The sequence below is a fragment of the Achromobacter sp. GQ309 genome, assembly GCF_059759315.1.
Genome location: NZ_JCAXDP010000001.1, coordinates 93356 through 108631, shown reverse-complemented (window position 1 = coordinate 108631; position 15276 = coordinate 93356). Strand labels below are relative to the sequence as shown.

The window sequence follows — 15276 nt, the reverse complement described above, 5'->3', positions numbered from 1 at the left end:
CGGCACGTCTCGTGCATCGAGGCGAGGGGTGAAATCAGACAAGTCCGAGCGTGGCGGGATCGCCGCGGCCCAGGCGCACGACGACCGGCTCGTCGGCCGTGAGGTCGATCACCGTGGTGGGCGCCTGCGGGCAGGCGCCTGCATCGATGATGGCGGCCAGATCGTGGTCGTAGCGCTCGCGGATTTCCTCGGCGTCGTTCAGCGCCTCGGTTTCATCCTTGGGAATGAGCGTCGTGGACAGGAGCGGCGAGCCCGCCTGCTCCAGCAAGCCCAGGAGGACGGCGTGATCCGGCACGCGGATGCCGATGGTCTTGCGCGAGGGGTGCGATACGCGCCGCGGGACTTCCTTGGTGGCCTCGAGGATGAAGGTCCAGGGGCCAGGGGTCGCGGCTTTCAGCAGGCGGTACTGCTTGTTGTCGACGCGGGCGAAGTGGCCAATTTCAGCCAGGTCGCGGCATAGAAGCGTGAGGTGGTGGCGTTCGTCGAGTCCGCGCAGGCGGCGCAGTCCGTCGGCGGCGCTTTTGTCGTCCAGGCGGGCGACGACGGCATAACTGGAGTCGGTGGGCACAGCCACCAGCCCCCCGTCGTTAAGCCATTGCGCGGCTTGCTTGAGCAGCCGCGGCTGGGGATTTGCTGGGTGGACGGAGAAGTACAAAGCCATGGGTTTATCCTAACATCCTTGAAAGCCGCTCAATTGCGCGGCGATGCAAAATGGCGGTATCGCCGATCCGCCCCGGAGAACGAATATGCGCCTTGGAAATTCGCGCCAGAGCAACAATGTGGAAGACCGCCGGTCGGGCGGCCCGCGAATCGGGGGCCGCGGCACCATCGGCATAGGCACGATAGTACTTGCCCTTGTCGCAATGTACTTCGGCGTGGATCCCCGCGTGGTCCTCGACATGGCCGAGGGGCCGGCGGTGCAGGAGCAGGCGCCCGCCACGGCCCCGCCGGCCAACGATCCGCAGGCCGTCTTCGTGTCCAAGGTGCTGGGCGAAACCGAGGACGTGTGGAATGCCATCTTCCAGAAGGAACTGAACCGCCAGTACGTCGAACCCAAGCTGGTGCTCTTTCGCGGCGCTACGCCGACGGCCTGCGGCACCGGCCAATCGGCCATGGGGCCCTTCTACTGCCCTGGCGACAGCAAGGTCTATATAGACCTGTCGTTCTTTGACGAGCTGCAGAACCGGTTCAAGGCGCCGGGCGATTTCGCGCAGGCGTATGTGATCGCGCATGAAGTCGGCCATCATGTGCAGCACCTGCTGGGCATTTCGGACCAAGTTGACCAACTGCGCCGTCGCAACCCGTCGCAGGCCAATGCGCTGTCGGTGCGGCTGGAGCTGCAGGCGGACTGCTTTGCCGGCCTGTGGGCGCAGCGCGCCGATGCGGCGCGCAACATTCTTGAAGGCGGCGACGTCGAAGAAGCGCTGGCAGCGGCCACCGCCATCGGCGACGACCGGCTGCAGAAGCAGAGCCAGGGCTACGTGGTGCCCGATGCCTTCACGCACGGCAGTTCCGCGCAGCGCGTGCGGTGGTTCAAGCGCGGCCTGGAAAGCGGCAGCATCAAGCAGTGCGACACGTTTGGTGCGACATCGCTGTGACGGCAGATTCGCGCTGGGCGCCGGCAGCGGCACCGGCACCGGCACCGGCATGCCATCATTCCAGGCCGGCCGCCCGCTTGACTGTATATCCATACAGTCAACCAACCCCTGCCGTCTTCATCTTGTAAGATTACGCCCCCTCGCAATGCTGCGCGCGCGTGTTCATCTCCGCGGCGCGGCGGGCGCAGCGCACGCCACTCGCCGGTTTGCCCACGCGCCCTCCAAGACCCTTTATCTGTTTCCATGGCCAACAAGTTCGAACCGCTAATCACCGTTGATGAGGTGCAAGAGATTCTTGCCGAACCCAAGGAAACCGCGAAGCCCATCGTCTGGGTCCCGAAGCCGGCGGCGGGCAGCGCGCAGTGGATGGAGTTCAGCAGCCCTTGCAAGATCAAGGGCGACGTGCGCGAAGACGTGATCTTTCGCGTCATGTACCGGGGCGCCCGCACCGCAGTGCACGGCCAGGCCACCATCTTTCTGACGGAAGCGTTCTGTGCCAGCCTGTTCGTCGGGCCGCACCGGGTGTACGGGGTGGACACCGACGACTCGTTTCACACCAGCCTGGTGGGCGCGGACCGGCCGCAGTACCGCAAGCCGCTGGCCGACCGCAGCCATGAGCACATCTGGGTCGAGGAAGGCGAAGGCTATGCCGAGCCCGTCGTGCCCGCGCTGGACACCATCGCGGCGCTGATGCAGTATTTCCTGCCGCGAGCGAATCTGACGCTGGCCGGCGGCTTTGCGCATCCCCTCAAAGGCCGCCAAATCGAACTGATCCTATGAGTAATTTTCTGGAAGCCTCCGGCTGGACCGTCCTGCCGGCGGGCGAACACGCCATCCGCGCCGTGTCTCCCATGACGCTGGGCCTTGACGGCCAGCACGCCGCCTTTTTCATCGCGCATCCTGACGAGTCGTCGTTCTACCTGACCGACGCCTGTGAGACCGCGATGCACGCGTCGAGCTTCGGCATCGAGGTAGCGGCCAAGCGCATCGACATCCTGAACGAGACGCCGGGCGTCACCCTCGCCCACTTCGACCGGTCGGGCGCGATCGTGGCGTCGGGCCCGAATGAGCAGTTGCAGGAAGCGCTATGGGACGCGGTAAAGCTGGCGATGGCCCTGTCGTTTCAGTGCGCGAAGTGGATGCCACGTTTCAGCCAGCTGCGCTTCCGCGCCCAGGTGGGACGCGCGCTGGCCGAAGGCGTGGGCGTGAACCGCATGGTCAAGGGCGCGCGCGCCAAGGGCAGCAGCGGTCACACGGCGGACTTCGCGTACGCGGTGCGTGCGGCGGGCAGCACCGCCCTCACCTACATCGAGCCCATCGCCCTGAAGGCGGGCAAGAAGATGGACTGGACGCAGGTCTATCAGACTCACGGCAAGATGTCGGACGTGAAGATGGCCGATGCGCGCAACTCGCGCATGGTGATTCTGGAAGACGGCGCGTCGGCCGAGGAATTCAAGAAGGCCGTGACGATCCTGGAGCAGTCCGCCACCGTGCAGACGCTGGCCAAGACGCGCGACTGGCGCGAAGTGTTTTCGACGTAGCCGTCGAAAGTCAGGCGGGTCAGGACGGCAGATTGGTCAGGCCGTCCACGATTTCGCGGCCATGCAGAATGGCCGCATGGACGGCCTCGCGCGGGCTGTAGACAAAGCCACCGCCGGCAAATTGCGGTACGGGGTATTCGTCGCCGCCTTCAAGGATGGCGCCTGCCTGCACGACCATCACCGATGCGATGAAGACAGGGCCGCTGGATTGCGCCGGAACTTCGATAGCGCCGCTGCCCCGGGAAACCTTGGCCGTGAGGCGGTATCCCTTGTAGATCAAGTTGTTCTGATGCACTTCGGTAGTCCTCTATCTGCCGTCGAGCATACTCCGTGATTCGATGACAATCCGGATAAGTTTTGTAACCCAAGCAGAAAATGGAAACACTGTTGCGCTGCCGCAAGCGCGTCCCCGTTTCTCAACCGCTGGGAATCAAAATGGCCATTTTGCCGAGAGTCAGCGTAGACGCGGCTTGCGGGGCTGCACCGCCATTTAGCGGTGCAGCATCAACAGCGGTTTCCGGGGATTTACCCTAGGCCCTGTTGCGAAAGTGCATCCCGGGACACTTTCATCCCTGTCATGCGCATGTAATCGTCCAGCCGCCAGCCTTTACCGAGCAGGATCATGCGGGTATGCAGGTCGTCCCGCACGGCCGGACTGACCTCACTTCCCAGATACGTGAGCTGCTTGCTGCGCAGGTCCACGAAGCCCAGCACATAATCGCGCGCCAGCCCCATCCACAGACGATGCGCCCCCACCGACTGACGGGCGCCGCTTAGGATGCACAAACCCGCATCCAGCGCCCAGCGGTACACCGCGGTGGCCAGTCCCATGCCTTGGTAGGGGGCGGCGTACTTGGAATGCGGCGCGCGCACGTAGGGATCGGCGCGCCGCCCCACTTCGATCAGGCGGTTGAAGACGGTATAACCCGCCAGCCGGCCGCGCCGCACGTCCACCACATACACGTAATACTCGCCGTCGGCCTCGCGGTAGCGAAGCACAATGCCAGGGATATCGGTCTTGACCTCCGGCAATCCATGCAGGCGGTCCATTGGACGATTCATGCGGTTGTGGATGGCATCGAGTTCCTTATCCACTTCTTCGGGACTATGGTTAACGTCGATGCGCAATTCCGTCACGATCGACATGACGTGACGGAACGCGTGCAGGGCCAGCGTAGGCAAGGCCACCTCCTGTACAGGGTTGAGAAGCTGTCCGCGAGGGACGGGACGTAAAAAAAGCCGCATCCGCGGCTTGAAAGGTTGTGTGCGGGTGCACCGCCGTATGGGGCGGTATGGATGGGGCGAGGCGCGGAGGAAGCGATCAGGCTGCTGCATGCGCGTCCCTTTGGGCGGCGGGCTGGTCGCCGGCAAGACCGAAGAAGGCCGGAAACTGGCGTTCGCCCTTGGCCGTGATGCGCAGCGCGCGTGAGTCCAGATCCTTGCTGATCCAGCCGCGCGCCAAGAGCGCATCGAGCAGCGCGGCGCCCAGTGCGCCTCCCAGATGCGAGCGCCGCTCGCTCCAATCCAGGCACGCGCAGGCAAAGCGGCGGCGGCGCTGGCGCGCTTGCGCGGCATCAACGCCCACCTGCGCGAGCGACGCCTCGCCCAGCGGCGTCAGCAGATAGTCGCGGCCGTCCGGCGTCAACCAGTGCCGGGCCAGCATCGCATCGTGAATTTGCACCGCCAGCGTGCCGGCCATGTGGTCGTAGCAGGTGCGGCTGTCGCGCAGCGCGGAAGGCGTGGTCGGCTTGAACGGGGCGCGGTCGGCGCCCGCCACTACCAACAGCGCCTCCAGCGCGTGGCCGACGTCGCCGCTCGCCAACCGGTAGTAGCGGTGCTTGCCCTGCACGGCCATCTCGACGAGACCCTGATCGCGCAGACGCTGGAAATGGCTGCTGGCCGTGGACGCGCCGATGTCGGCGGCCGCGGCCAATTCCGTGGCGGTGCGCGCGCGGCCATCCAGCAGCACGCATAGCATGCGCGCCCTCGCGGGATCGGCAATGGCGCCCGCCACGGCGGACAGGTTGATGTCGGCGAACTCGGATTCCATGATTCGGTATGGACCAAAGTGTTGTGTGCAGGACGTAAGCATACTTCGACTCAACGAAAACAACATCCACGCCATCCCATGCCTGCTTCCCCTTCCTTTTTCGGCTGGAAAGTCCTCTACGCCACCTTCATGCTCGCCATTTTCGGCTGGGGCGTCGGCTTTTACGGGCCGCCGGTCTTCCTGCATGCCGTCGTCCAGCGCACCGGCTGGAGCGTCGGGCTGGTGTCGGGCGCGGTCACCCTGCATTTTCTGGCGGGCACGGTGGTGGTGGCCAATCTGCCGCGTCTGTACCGGCGCATCGGCGTCGCTCGTACGACCGCAGGCGGCGCGGCGCTGTTGGCGCTGGGCGTGGCGGGATGGGCGGTGGCGCAGGCGCCGTGGCAGCTTTATGCCGCCGCAGTGGTCAGCGGAATGGGCTGGGTCACGCTGGGTGCGGCAGCCGTCAACGCGCTGATTGCCCCGTGGTTCGTGCGGCGGCGACCCGCCGCGCTGGGCATGGCGTACAACGGCGCCAGCGTCGGCGGCATCGTCTTTTCGCCGCTATGGGTGTTCCTGATTGCGCAGGCCGGCTTCGCGCAGGCAGCCCTGTGGGTTGGCATTGCGATGGTCGCCGTCATTGCCGTGCTGTCGCACAAGGTGTTCAAGGTGACCCCACAGCAAATCGGCCAGGCACCGGACGGAGATTTGTCGGGCGGCGTGCCGTTAGGCGGCGTGCCGTCGGGCGGCGTCCCGTCGGGCGGCTCATCGTCGGCCGGCTCATCGTCGGGCGGCATCCAATCTAGCGGCACGCCCCCGGCCACCGCCCCATCGCGCGCAGTGCAGGAAAGCGCCGCACCGCCCACGCCAACACTTGCTACCAAGCTGCGCCAAGACCGGGCGTTCGTGACGCTGGCCGCCGGCATGGCATTGGGGCTGTTCGCCCAGATCGGTTTGATCGCGCACCTGCTGTCACTGCTGGCGCCGATCTTGGGCGCGCAGACGGCAGGCCTGGCGATGGGACTGGCAACGGCCAGCGCCATCGCCGGCCGCTCGCTCGTCGGCTGGCTGATGCCGCCAGGGGCCGACCGCCGCAAGATAGCCTGCGCGGCATATGCCGTGCAGATTGCGGGATCGCTGGTGCTGATGCTGGCCGCCGACCATGCGTGGGCGCTGTGGACGGGCGTCGTGCTGTTCGGGTCGGGCATCGGCAACGCCACGTCGCTGCCGCCGCTGATCGCGCAGACCGAATTCGCCCGCGAGCAGGCGGCACGCGTGGTGCCGCTGATCGTCGCGCTTTCGCAAGGCGCGTATGCCTTTGCGCCCGCGGCATTCGGCGCGCTGCGCACGTGGCTGCAGCCTTCGGGATTGACGCTTCCCGGCTTCCTGGCTGCGGCCGCCCTGCTGCAAGCCGCGGCCATCGCATGCTTTGCGGCCGGCCGGGGCGCGCACGCCAAGCGCGGCGCGCCCTGATGCCTCAGGCGCCTTTGCCGCGCCGGGCCACCAGGCCGGCCATGACCGCGTCGCCGCGTTCGCTGACCAGGCCTTCGGCGACGCCCTCGCGATCCGCCACGTTGCGGTTCTGGCTGACCTTCCACTTGCCTTCGATACGGGCAATGGGGATCTCGACGCCGATAATGGCGCGCATCTGCGCGGCAATGAAATCGGCGGGCGCCTCGTCCACGCGCCACGGCTGGACGCGCGCCTTTTCCTGGCTGTGGGTCAGCGCCTCAAGCTGGGCGCGCAGCCAGGCCGGATCGTCCTGGATCACCGGCGTGCCCCACACATGCACGGCCACGAAGTTCCAGGTCGGCACGACCTTGTGCGTTTCCGCCTTGGTCGCGTACCAGGACGGCGTGATGTAAGCCTGCGCGCCATGAAAAGCCACCAGACACTCACGTCCCGCGGCCAGCTCGGCCAGCTGCGGATTGGCACGCGCCACGTGCAGGCGCAGGACGCCGTGCTCGCCTTCGGGATACAGCAGACAGGGGATGTGATTCGCCATCAATCCGCCCTCTCCGCTGGTGAAGACAACTCCCAGCGGGTGGGCGCGGATGAACTCGTGCTGGATTTCCAGCGAATCTTCGCGAAAAGCGGACGGCAGGTACATGGCAGCGGCGCGATCAGTAGGACGGAAACCGACAACATACCGCGCGCGTGGCACCACTGAAAGAGCCACACAACCTGCCTTTCATGGAGCCATGCGCGGCGCAAACCCGAAACACCGCCCGTGCCCGTCTTGCCCTATTGCCGGGATCGACCGTACGCCGCGTTCATGCGCTCGCGAGCCTGCGTTTCATGCGCGAAAGCGCGGTCGTAGTTTTCCAGGCACCCTGCCGTGGGATTGGGCCACTGGATTGCAGCGATTGCGTCGGTCAGTTCGTCACGTGCCCGCTGCCATTCCTTGACGGCGGCATACCATTCGTTGGCGGTGTCCATAGATACTCTCCCCCTTCTATGTGCACAGGCCAATCGTAGCGCTGGCCAATACCAGCGAGACAGCGTTTTCGCATGGCCAGATGGATGATGTGGCGGCGACGCAGCGATGCATTGCGCGAGCGAAAAAATTGCCGCGCCGCGCCGCGGTTCAGGCAGATAATTCCCAGCAAGGATCGTGCCGGTTTTGCGCCTGCCTGCCGTGGGCGCCGTTTTTCTGACAAGGGAAAAAGCCATGAAGCCCAACCTCGCACTGCGCGCGGCCTGCTGCGCGCTCATCGGACTGGCCGGCTGCACCAATCTGCCCAAGGCCAAGGACTATTCCACCGCGCTCGGCGAACCGCAAAGCCAGCTTCAGCAGGATCCCAACTGGAGCGGCGGCCGCATCTGGGTCAGGCCAGGTCCGCCGATCGGCAGCCAGTTCGACAAGAAGCTGCTCATGGAAGACGTCACCTACATTCCGGGCGACCGGCCGGACGAGCTGGACTTCCGGGACGACGCCGAGATGCGCCAGCGCGTGCTGGCCTACATGAACGCGGCCCTGCGCCGGGAGTTCACGCAGGCGGGCTATCAACTGATCTCCGCGCCAGCCCCGCGCTCGGTGCGGTTGCGCGCCGCCATCACCGGCACCTTCCGCAACGATCGCGATCCGCGGCCCGGCGAGTATGTGCCCATTGGTTATGTGCTGGGCCAGACTGCCAAGGCTGCAGGCCTGCGCGACCAGTCGGCGCGGCTGCTGATCGAAGCCTCGGCGCGCGATGCCACCACCAACCAATTGCTGATCGCGTCGTTGGGCGCAGTCACAGGCAGCAATTTGCCGGAAAACCGCAAGCCCACCGCCGCCGACGTGCAAAGCGCCATCGACGACTGGGCGCGCCGGGTCCGCGAGCAGTTCGACCGCATCTGGGTCGGCGAAATACCCAAGACCAAATGACGCGCGGCGGACATTTTCCGCCTTCATATCACGATGTGATGAATATTGACGTCAACCCTCACTTACCCAGGGCCGCCGGCTAATGCTACTGTTCCGCCTGTGCAAGGAGTACATGCAATGGATCAGAAAACGAAGCCCTGGGCATTTCCCAAACCCCACCCCGAAAACACGCCACGCGGCGAACGCAACAAACAAGAGTTCGACACGCCGCCCAAGGAAGAAAAACCCGCGGCCAAACCGCGCGCCAAAAAGCAGACGCCTGCGACCGGGCGGGCGCGCCCGTGAGGCTGGCGGCAAAGGTCTGTACGGCAGCGCTGGCGGCGCTGTCCGCGGTGTCCATGGCGGCCGCCGCCGCGCCCGACATCCAGACGGGCGACATGGTGTTCCAGCAGTCCCGGTCAGCGCAAAGCCTGGCCATCCAGCAAGCCACGCACTCGCCCTACAGCCACATGGGCATGATCGTGACGCGCCAAGGCCAGCCCTACGTGCTTGAGGCCGCGGCGCGCGTCAGCTACACCCCCCTCTCTCAATGGACCGCGCAAGGCGAGCGCGGCCATTACGTCGTCAAGCGGCTGCGCGACACTTCCCTGCTGACGCCCGACGCGCGTGATCGGCTGGCGAAGGCGGGCGCCGCCTACGTCGGCAAGCCCTACGATCTGGTATTCGCCTGGTCCGACGACCAGATCTACTGCTCCGAGCTGGTGTGGAAAATCTATCAGCGCGTCCTGGGCGTGAAGGTCGGCGCGCTGGCGCCGCTGAAAAGCTTCGATCTCGCATCGCCTGCCGTGCAGGCCAAGATGCGGGAACGCTACGGCAAGAACATTCCGTGGGAAGAACCCATCATCTCCCCGGCCGCCATGTTCGAGTCCGACCAACTGGTCACGGTAGGCACCTTCTGATTGCAGTGCGCGGCGCAACCGCCGTCCAAGGAGCGCAATGACGGTTTCCATCCTGCTGGGCATCGCCATTGCGCTGGAAACGGGCTGGGGTGCGCTGGCATTGTGGATCCGCGCGCCGCTTTCATCTGCATGGAAATTGGTCGCAGTGCTGGCTTGGGTGATGTTGGCATTGGCGGCCATCGCCGGGCTGGTATGGCCGCGTTGGTGGCCGGGCCTGGTTCTGCATGGCGCGGCGCTAGCCGTTCTGCTCGTGTGGTGGCTGCGCATCCGCCCGTCCAACGACCGCCCCTGGCTTGCCGAAGTCGCCCGCCAAACCCACGGCGTCGTCAATGGCAACACCGTCACGCTGCACAACGTGCGCAACTTCGACTGGCGATCGCGCACCGACTTCACGCCCCGCTGGGAAACCCGGCGTTATGCGCTGGACACGCTGCAATCGGTGGACGTGGCCCTGTCGTATTGGGGCCGTCCCGCCATCGCCCACGCGCTGGTGTCGTTCGGGTTTGGCGACGACGATCACGTGGTGTTCTCGGTTGAAATCCGCCGCAAGCAGGGCGACCGGTTTTCCGAGATCGGCGGATTTTTCAAGCAGTACGAACTGAGCGTGATCGCCTCGACCGAAGCGGACAGCCTGCGGGTGCGCACCAACGTGCGCGGCGAAGACAGCTACCTGTATCGCATCCACATGCCCGAGGGCGCGGGGCGCGAACTCTTCGTGGCCTACGTCGACGCCGCCAACCGCCTCCGGACAACACCCCGCTTCTATCACACGCTCACGGCAAACTGCACCACCATCGTCTTCCAGATGGCCCGGCGCATCGTGCCCGGATTGCCGATGGATTACCGCCAGCTTCTGTCAGGCTACCTGCCGGAATACCTGTACAAACTGGACGCCCTGCGGGGGGCCGGCAGCGCCGCAGAGTACCGGCGCCGCGGCCGCTACACGGACCGCGCCCGCGCCACCACCGACCCTGCCGAATTCTCCCGCAACATCCGGCAGGGCGTGCCCGGCATCGCGCCTGAATGATCCGGGTCCACGGCGCCGCCGTCGGAACGCCGGCCTCGGCCACGCGACACGCGTCGGGTTACGGCCAGCGCCACGAGCGGACGCCTCGCTCAACGGACGGGCACTGCGTCCTTGTAGATGACGCCATCCTTCATGATGACCAGGAAGTTCTTGTCCGGATCGCCGATCAGCTTGATGTCCTGGATCGGGTCGCCATCGACCAGCAGCAGGTCGGCAAGCGCGCCTTCGCGCACGACACCCAGATCGCCGCGGTAGGGATTGCGCTTGCCCGACAGTTTCAGCAGTTCTGCGTTCGTGCCGGTTGCCATGATGAGCGTCTGCGCCGGCGTGTACCACCGCGTCAGGCTTGCCAGGATGCGGCCCTGCTGCTCGGCCAACTGGCTTGAAAACAGGATGTCCGTGCCGAACGCCGTCTTGAGCTTGTGCTTGATAGCCAGCTGGTAGGTCCGGTCCGTCCCGGCAAAGACCTCCTGCGCCTTTTGCCATTGATCCGATCCTCGCGGAAAGGCGTCGGCCAGTTCGTCCGGAAAGGGCTGCGTGCTCAGCCACACGCCCGCGCGCGCCATCAGCTCGGCCGTTTCCTCGTCCATCATGCTGCCGTGCTCGATGCTCTGCACGCCAGCCTTGATGGCGCGCTGGATGGCGGTGGGCGTGTAGGCGTGCACCGCCACATACGTACCCCAGTCGGTCGCGGCATCCACCGCCGCGCGCAACTCCGGTTCGGTGAACGTCACCACATCCAGCGGGCTGTGCGGCGACGACACCCCTCCGCCACCGGTCAGCTTGATCTGCGTCGCGCCCTGCATCAGCTGTTCGCGCGTGCGAAGGCGCACTTCGTCGGGGCTGTCGGCGATCGTGCTATCGCCGGACAGATCGTGCCGCGAGCCCGGCGCGCCCAGGGTTCGCGGCAGGTCCGCCATCGAGCGGAAGTCACCATGCCCGCTGGTGACGCTGATCATCGCGCCGGACGGATAGATGCGCGGACCGGGGATCACGCCCTGGTCCACCGCCAGCTTCAGGCTGAAGGCCGAGCCGCCCAGGTCACGCACGGTGGTGAAGCCGCGCATCAGCGTCTTCTTCGCCTCGACGCCCGCGACGATGTTCAGGTAAGTGGGATCCTGCGTCATCGCCACCGCCAGCGGCACGCCCACGAACATGCTGTGCCAATGCATGTCGATCAGCCCCGGCATCAGTGTGCGGCCGCCGCCATCGATGACGCGCGCGCCGTCTGCCGCAACCTTGTCCCGCGACACTTTTTCGATGACGTTGCCGTGAACCAGAACACTGCTCGCCGGGCTCAGGTCGCCGGACACGCCGTCGAAGATGCGCACGTTTTCAAACAGGATCCGCGAATCCGCCGCGGCCTGCGCGGTCGGCGGCGGCGCCGTGGCAGCCGGCGCCGCAGGCAAGCTATGGGAATGCGCCAGCGAAGCGCCAAGAAGCAGCGATGCCGCCATGAATGCAATGCCAGTCCTGACAAACATGATCGAACCTCCGGATGGGGTCATCCGCCCTCAGGACGGAAACAGGATCGGAATCAGCAGCACGCTGACCACCAGCGAAAACACAGCAAGTGGTGTCCCGATCTTCAGATAGTCGGCAAACCCGAAACCGCCCGCCACGCTGACCAGCGCATTGGAGGGCGTAGACACCGGCGACATGAACGCCGCCGACGACGCAATGGCCACCGTCATCGCAAATGCATAGGGAGACGCGTGCAGGCTTTCGGCGATGCTGATGGCGACCGGGCCCATCAGCACGGCGGTCGCGGTGCCGGAGACCACCACGCCCAGCGTCACCGTCGCCACGAACACCAGCGCCAACTGCCCGTAGATGCCCCAATCGCCCGAATAGTGCAGCAGGAACTGCGCGGCCAGATCCACGCCGCCGCTGCGCTTGAGCGCCAGCGCAAACGGCAGCATGCCCACGATCAGGATCAGCGCCCGCCAGTTGATCGACCGGTACGCCACGTCCAGCGTCACGCAGCCGAACAGGCCCATCATCAGCGCGCCAATCAGCCCCGCCATCACGTTGGGCACCCAGTCGGTCAGCATCAGGAACACCACCGTCGCCAGCGAGAGCAGCGCATGGATGGCGCGGTTGGGCACCGGCACCAGCGAATCGGCTTCGACCGGCATCGCCAGGCTGACCAGATCGTGCTCTTCGGCCTGCAGGGAAAAAATGCCCGCCCACGGCCCGACCACCAGCAACGTGTCGCCCACGCGCATCTTCACGTCGGGCAGGTCGCGCTTGGCCTCTTTGCCGCGCCACAGGCCCACGACGAAAAGACCATGCCGCCCCAGCACCACGGAATCGCGCGCATTCGCGCCGTCCAGCCGCGATTCCGACGGGATGATGACCTCCACCATCCCCACATCACGGGCCTGATCCGTGAAGTACACGCCGGACATCTCCAGCCGCCGCAGGTGATGCCGGCTGCAAAAGCCGTCGATATCGAACCCCTCTGCGTCCCTGTCCAGGAGCAGGATGTCGCCCGCCTCCAGGACGTCGTCCGCCGTCGCGCGCATGACGGCCCGCGCGAACCGCGTGTTGCGCTCGATGGCGATGACGAATGCTGCCTTGCCGAGTTCGCCCGCCCACAGTCCGAGCTGGCGTCCCACCAGGTCCGAGTCGGTCTGCACCAGCAGGCGGCATGCCCGGTTCTGCAGGGAATATTTGGTCGCCCAGTCGCCCAGGCTGGGCCGGTTCAGCGCGCGCGGCCCCTGGCCCGCGTCGATGAGTTTGCGCGCGAACAGCATGTAGGCAACGCCGCCCGCCAGGACGACGATCCCGATCGGCGTGAAGTCGAAAAAACCGAAACCCTCGTAGCCCGCATAACCGAGCGCGCTATTGAGCACCAGATTCGGCGTGGTCGCCACCAGCGTCAGCATGCCGCTGATCGCCGCCGCCGCGCCCATCGGCATCAGGATCCGCCGGGCCGCCATGCCGGATTTGCGCGCGATCCGCAGCACGATCGGAATGAAGATGGCCACGACGGCCGTGGAGCTCATCACCGCGCCCATTGCGCCGACCGCCCCCATCACCAGCAACACCAGCCAGCCCTCGCTCTTGCCGCCGTGCCGCAGGAGCAGGTCGCCGACGGACTGCGCCACCCCGGTCCGCACCAGCCCCTCGCCGACCACGAAGAGGCAAGCGATCAGGATGATGGCGGGATTCGAGAACCCGTCCAGCGCCTCGCGGTAGGTTACGGTGCCACTCAGCGGCAGCAGCAGCATGACCAGCAGCGCGACGGCATCCGACCGCGGCCGCCCGATGACGAACAGCACGACGGCCGCACAAAGGATGGTGAGGACAATCGCCAGTTCGCTGCTCATTGCCGTGCTGCCCCCTGCCCCTTTCGGCTAGAACGCCGTATTGCCCGTGCTGATCGCCCACACGCCGATGCCGCAGGACACCAGCACGAGCAGCAGGATCGGCCACTCGTACGGCGCGAAGATGTTGCCGCGCTGTTCGCGGCGCGATATCAGGAAAAGAATGGTGCCCGGCGCGTAGATGACGCAAGACAGGACGAAATACCGGAAACCGCCCGCATACACCAGCCCGGCCGCATAGACCGTGGCCGCCACCGCCAGCCCCAGCTCGATCTTGCGCCGCCGACTCCAGCCGTCATAGGTTTCGCCGCGTACCGCCAGCATCAGCCCGAATGCCGCCACGAAGAAGTACGGAATCAGGCTCATCGAACTGGCCATGTTCTTCAGCAGCACAAAGGTGTCCTCGGTGAAGAGCGTGACGATCAGAAAGAGCTGCACGATGCCGTTGCTGAGCCACAGTGCCGCCGCCGGCACGCCGTGGCGGTTTTCCCGCCCCAGAAACGACGGCATGATGCCCGCGCCCGCCGCGGCGCGCAGCACTTCGGCGGCCAGCAGGATCCACGCCAGGTAGGCGCCCGCCACCGACACCATCAGCCCCACGCTGACCAGCATGCTGCCCCACGGTCCGACCGCGGCCCGCAGCACGCCCGCCATGGACGGGTTGCGCAGCGAGGCCAGTTCCGCGCGCGGCAGCACGCCATACGACAGCATCGTCACCAGCACCAGCAGCGCCAGCACCAGCACGAACCCGACGATTGTCGCCACCGCCACGTCCTCACGGCGCTTGGCGTAGCGGGAGTAGACGCTGGCGCCCTCGACGCCCAGGAACACGAACACCGTGACCAGCATCGTGTTGCGCACCTGTTCGAAAAGACTGCCCTTGCCCCCGCCGCTAAGCCCTTCGGCAATGTTGGCGCGCAGCACGTCCAGGTCCACGGCAAACGCGGCGAAGACAATGAAGATGGCGATGGGCACGACTTTGGCGATGGTCACGACCGTGTTCATGCCCGCCGCCTGCCGGATGCCCCGCAGGATCAGGAAATGGGTGGACCACAGCAGCACCGACGACACCAGCACGGCGGCCACGGTATCGCCGTCGCCGAAGAACGGCAGGACGGCGCCCAGCGTTCCCTTGAAGATGACGAAATAACTGACGTTGCCCAGGCAGGCGGCCGTCCAGTAGCCCAGCGCGGCCAGAAAGCCCAGATACAGCCCGAATCCGGCCTTGGCATACGCGAAGATGCCGGCGTCCAGATCGGGGCGCCGGCGCGACAGGAACTGGAACACCATCGCCAGCGTCAACATGCCCGTGCCAGCAATGGCCCAGGCCACCAGGCCGCCCACCGGCCCGGTATTGCGCGCAAAGACGCTGGGCAGCGAAAAGATTCCCGCGCCCACCATCGATCCCACCACCATGGCGGCCAGCGCCATGCGAGAAAGTTTGGCAGTTTCCCCGCTCACGTTCTTCTCCTGAAAGCGATCC

The 15276-nt window shown here is 65.9% G+C and carries 17 protein-coding genes; 8 read left to right on the top strand and 9 right to left on the bottom strand.

What is annotated here, in order from left to right:
• Window positions 1–34: 34 nt before the first annotated feature.
• Complete coding sequence (locus tag AC6CIE_RS00505; RefSeq protein WP_175124283.1) at window positions 35–661, bottom strand: L-threonylcarbamoyladenylate synthase; 627 nt, start codon at window positions 659–661, stop codon at window positions 35–37.
• An 85-nt stretch (window positions 662–746) separates the two neighbouring features.
• On the opposite strand from AC6CIE_RS00505, the gene ypfJ reads away from it, so the two are divergent.
• The 3 genes from ypfJ to AC6CIE_RS00490 all read left to right on the top strand — a co-directional run bounded on the left by ypfJ (window position 747) and on the right by AC6CIE_RS00490 (window position 3139).
• Window positions 747–1598 carry a KPN_02809 family neutral zinc metallopeptidase gene (gene ypfJ / locus AC6CIE_RS00500; RefSeq protein ID WP_175124284.1) on the top strand — a complete coding sequence of 284 codons (852 nt, stop codon included), beginning with the start codon at window positions 747–749 and terminating at the stop codon, window positions 1596–1598.
• 243 nt (window positions 1599–1841) lie between these two features.
• Complete coding sequence (locus AC6CIE_RS00495) at window positions 1842–2378, top strand: hypothetical protein (protein ID WP_175124285.1); 537 nt, start codon at window positions 1842–1844, stop codon at window positions 2376–2378.
• Window positions 2375–3139 carry a DUF1828 domain-containing protein gene (locus tag AC6CIE_RS00490; protein WP_175124286.1) on the top strand — a complete coding sequence of 255 codons (765 nt, stop codon included), beginning with the start codon at window positions 2375–2377 and terminating at the stop codon, window positions 3137–3139. Before AC6CIE_RS00495 ends, AC6CIE_RS00490 begins: the two co-directional genes overlap by 4 nt.
• A 19-nt stretch (window positions 3140–3158) precedes the next feature.
• Here the strand turns inward: AC6CIE_RS00490 and AC6CIE_RS00485 are convergent, their stop codons facing one another.
• From AC6CIE_RS00485 to AC6CIE_RS00475, 3 genes are all read right to left on the bottom strand, one after another.
• Window positions 3159–3434: a hypothetical protein gene (locus AC6CIE_RS00485; protein ID WP_175124287.1), complete on the bottom strand. Its 276-nt coding sequence runs from the start codon at window positions 3432–3434 to the stop codon at window positions 3159–3161.
• 230 nt (window positions 3435–3664) lie between these two features.
• Window positions 3665–4321 carry an N-acetyltransferase gene (locus tag AC6CIE_RS00480; protein ID WP_498090743.1) on the bottom strand — a complete coding sequence of 219 codons (657 nt, stop codon included), beginning with the start codon at window positions 4319–4321 and terminating at the stop codon, window positions 3665–3667.
• A 139-nt stretch (window positions 4322–4460) separates the two neighbouring features.
• A complete protein-coding gene (locus AC6CIE_RS00475; protein WP_175124288.1) occupies window positions 4461–5189 on the bottom strand; it encodes an ArsR/SmtB family transcription factor in 729 nt (242 codons plus the stop codon).
• 78 nt (window positions 5190–5267) lie between these two features.
• Here AC6CIE_RS00475 and AC6CIE_RS00470 point away from each other — a divergent pair, with 78 nt between their 5' ends.
• Complete coding sequence (locus AC6CIE_RS00470) at window positions 5268–6638, top strand: MFS transporter (RefSeq protein ID WP_498090742.1); 1371 nt, start codon at window positions 5268–5270, stop codon at window positions 6636–6638.
• 4 nt (window positions 6639–6642) lie between these two features.
• Here the strand turns inward: AC6CIE_RS00470 and AC6CIE_RS00465 are convergent, their stop codons facing one another.
• Together AC6CIE_RS00465 and AC6CIE_RS00460 are read right to left on the bottom strand one after the other, a co-directional pair.
• Window positions 6643–7275, bottom strand: a complete 633-nt coding sequence (locus AC6CIE_RS00465; protein WP_498090741.1) for an FMN-binding negative transcriptional regulator — start codon at window positions 7273–7275, stop codon at window positions 6643–6645.
• Window positions 7276–7409: 134 nt separating this feature from the next.
• A complete protein-coding gene (locus AC6CIE_RS00460; protein ID WP_175124291.1) occupies window positions 7410–7604 on the bottom strand; it encodes a hypothetical protein in 195 nt (64 codons plus the stop codon).
• Window positions 7605–7836: 232 nt separating this feature from the next.
• Here AC6CIE_RS00460 and AC6CIE_RS00455 point away from each other — a divergent pair, with 232 nt between their 5' ends.
• The 4 genes from AC6CIE_RS00455 to AC6CIE_RS00440 all read left to right on the top strand — a co-directional run bounded on the left by AC6CIE_RS00455 (window position 7837) and on the right by AC6CIE_RS00440 (window position 10461).
• Window positions 7837–8535 carry a DUF3313 domain-containing protein gene (locus tag AC6CIE_RS00455; RefSeq protein ID WP_175138635.1) on the top strand — a complete coding sequence of 233 codons (699 nt, stop codon included), beginning with the start codon at window positions 7837–7839 and terminating at the stop codon, window positions 8533–8535.
• A 117-nt stretch (window positions 8536–8652) separates the two neighbouring features.
• Window positions 8653–8820, top strand: a complete 168-nt coding sequence (locus tag AC6CIE_RS00450; protein WP_174245436.1) for a hypothetical protein — start codon at window positions 8653–8655, stop codon at window positions 8818–8820.
• Window positions 8817–9434 carry a YiiX family permuted papain-like enzyme gene (locus AC6CIE_RS00445; RefSeq protein WP_246282960.1) on the top strand — a complete coding sequence of 206 codons (618 nt, stop codon included), beginning with the start codon at window positions 8817–8819 and terminating at the stop codon, window positions 9432–9434. The genes AC6CIE_RS00450 and AC6CIE_RS00445 overlap by 4 nt, the downstream gene beginning before the upstream one ends.
• 37 nt (window positions 9435–9471) lie before the next feature.
• Window positions 9472–10461, top strand: a complete 990-nt coding sequence (locus AC6CIE_RS00440; protein WP_175185700.1) for a DUF4105 domain-containing protein — start codon at window positions 9472–9474, stop codon at window positions 10459–10461.
• A gap of 89 nt (window positions 10462–10550) precedes the next feature.
• Here AC6CIE_RS00440 and AC6CIE_RS00435 read toward each other — a convergent pair whose 3' ends face one another.
• From AC6CIE_RS00435 to AC6CIE_RS00425, 3 genes are read right to left on the bottom strand one after another with little or no spacing between them, the layout of a single operon-like run.
• Window positions 10551–11945: a metal-dependent hydrolase family protein gene (locus AC6CIE_RS00435; protein ID WP_246282961.1), complete on the bottom strand. Its 1395-nt coding sequence runs from the start codon at window positions 11943–11945 to the stop codon at window positions 10551–10553.
• 30 nt (window positions 11946–11975) lie between these two features.
• Window positions 11976–13796 carry an SLC13 family permease gene (locus AC6CIE_RS00430; protein ID WP_175124294.1) on the bottom strand — a complete coding sequence of 607 codons (1821 nt, stop codon included), beginning with the start codon at window positions 13794–13796 and terminating at the stop codon, window positions 11976–11978.
• A gap of 27 nt (window positions 13797–13823) precedes the next feature.
• Entirely contained in the window at window positions 13824–15254 is a 1431-nt protein-coding gene (locus AC6CIE_RS00425) for a basic amino acid/polyamine antiporter (RefSeq protein ID WP_498090740.1), read from the bottom strand.
• Window positions 15255–15276: the final 22 nt, after the last annotated feature.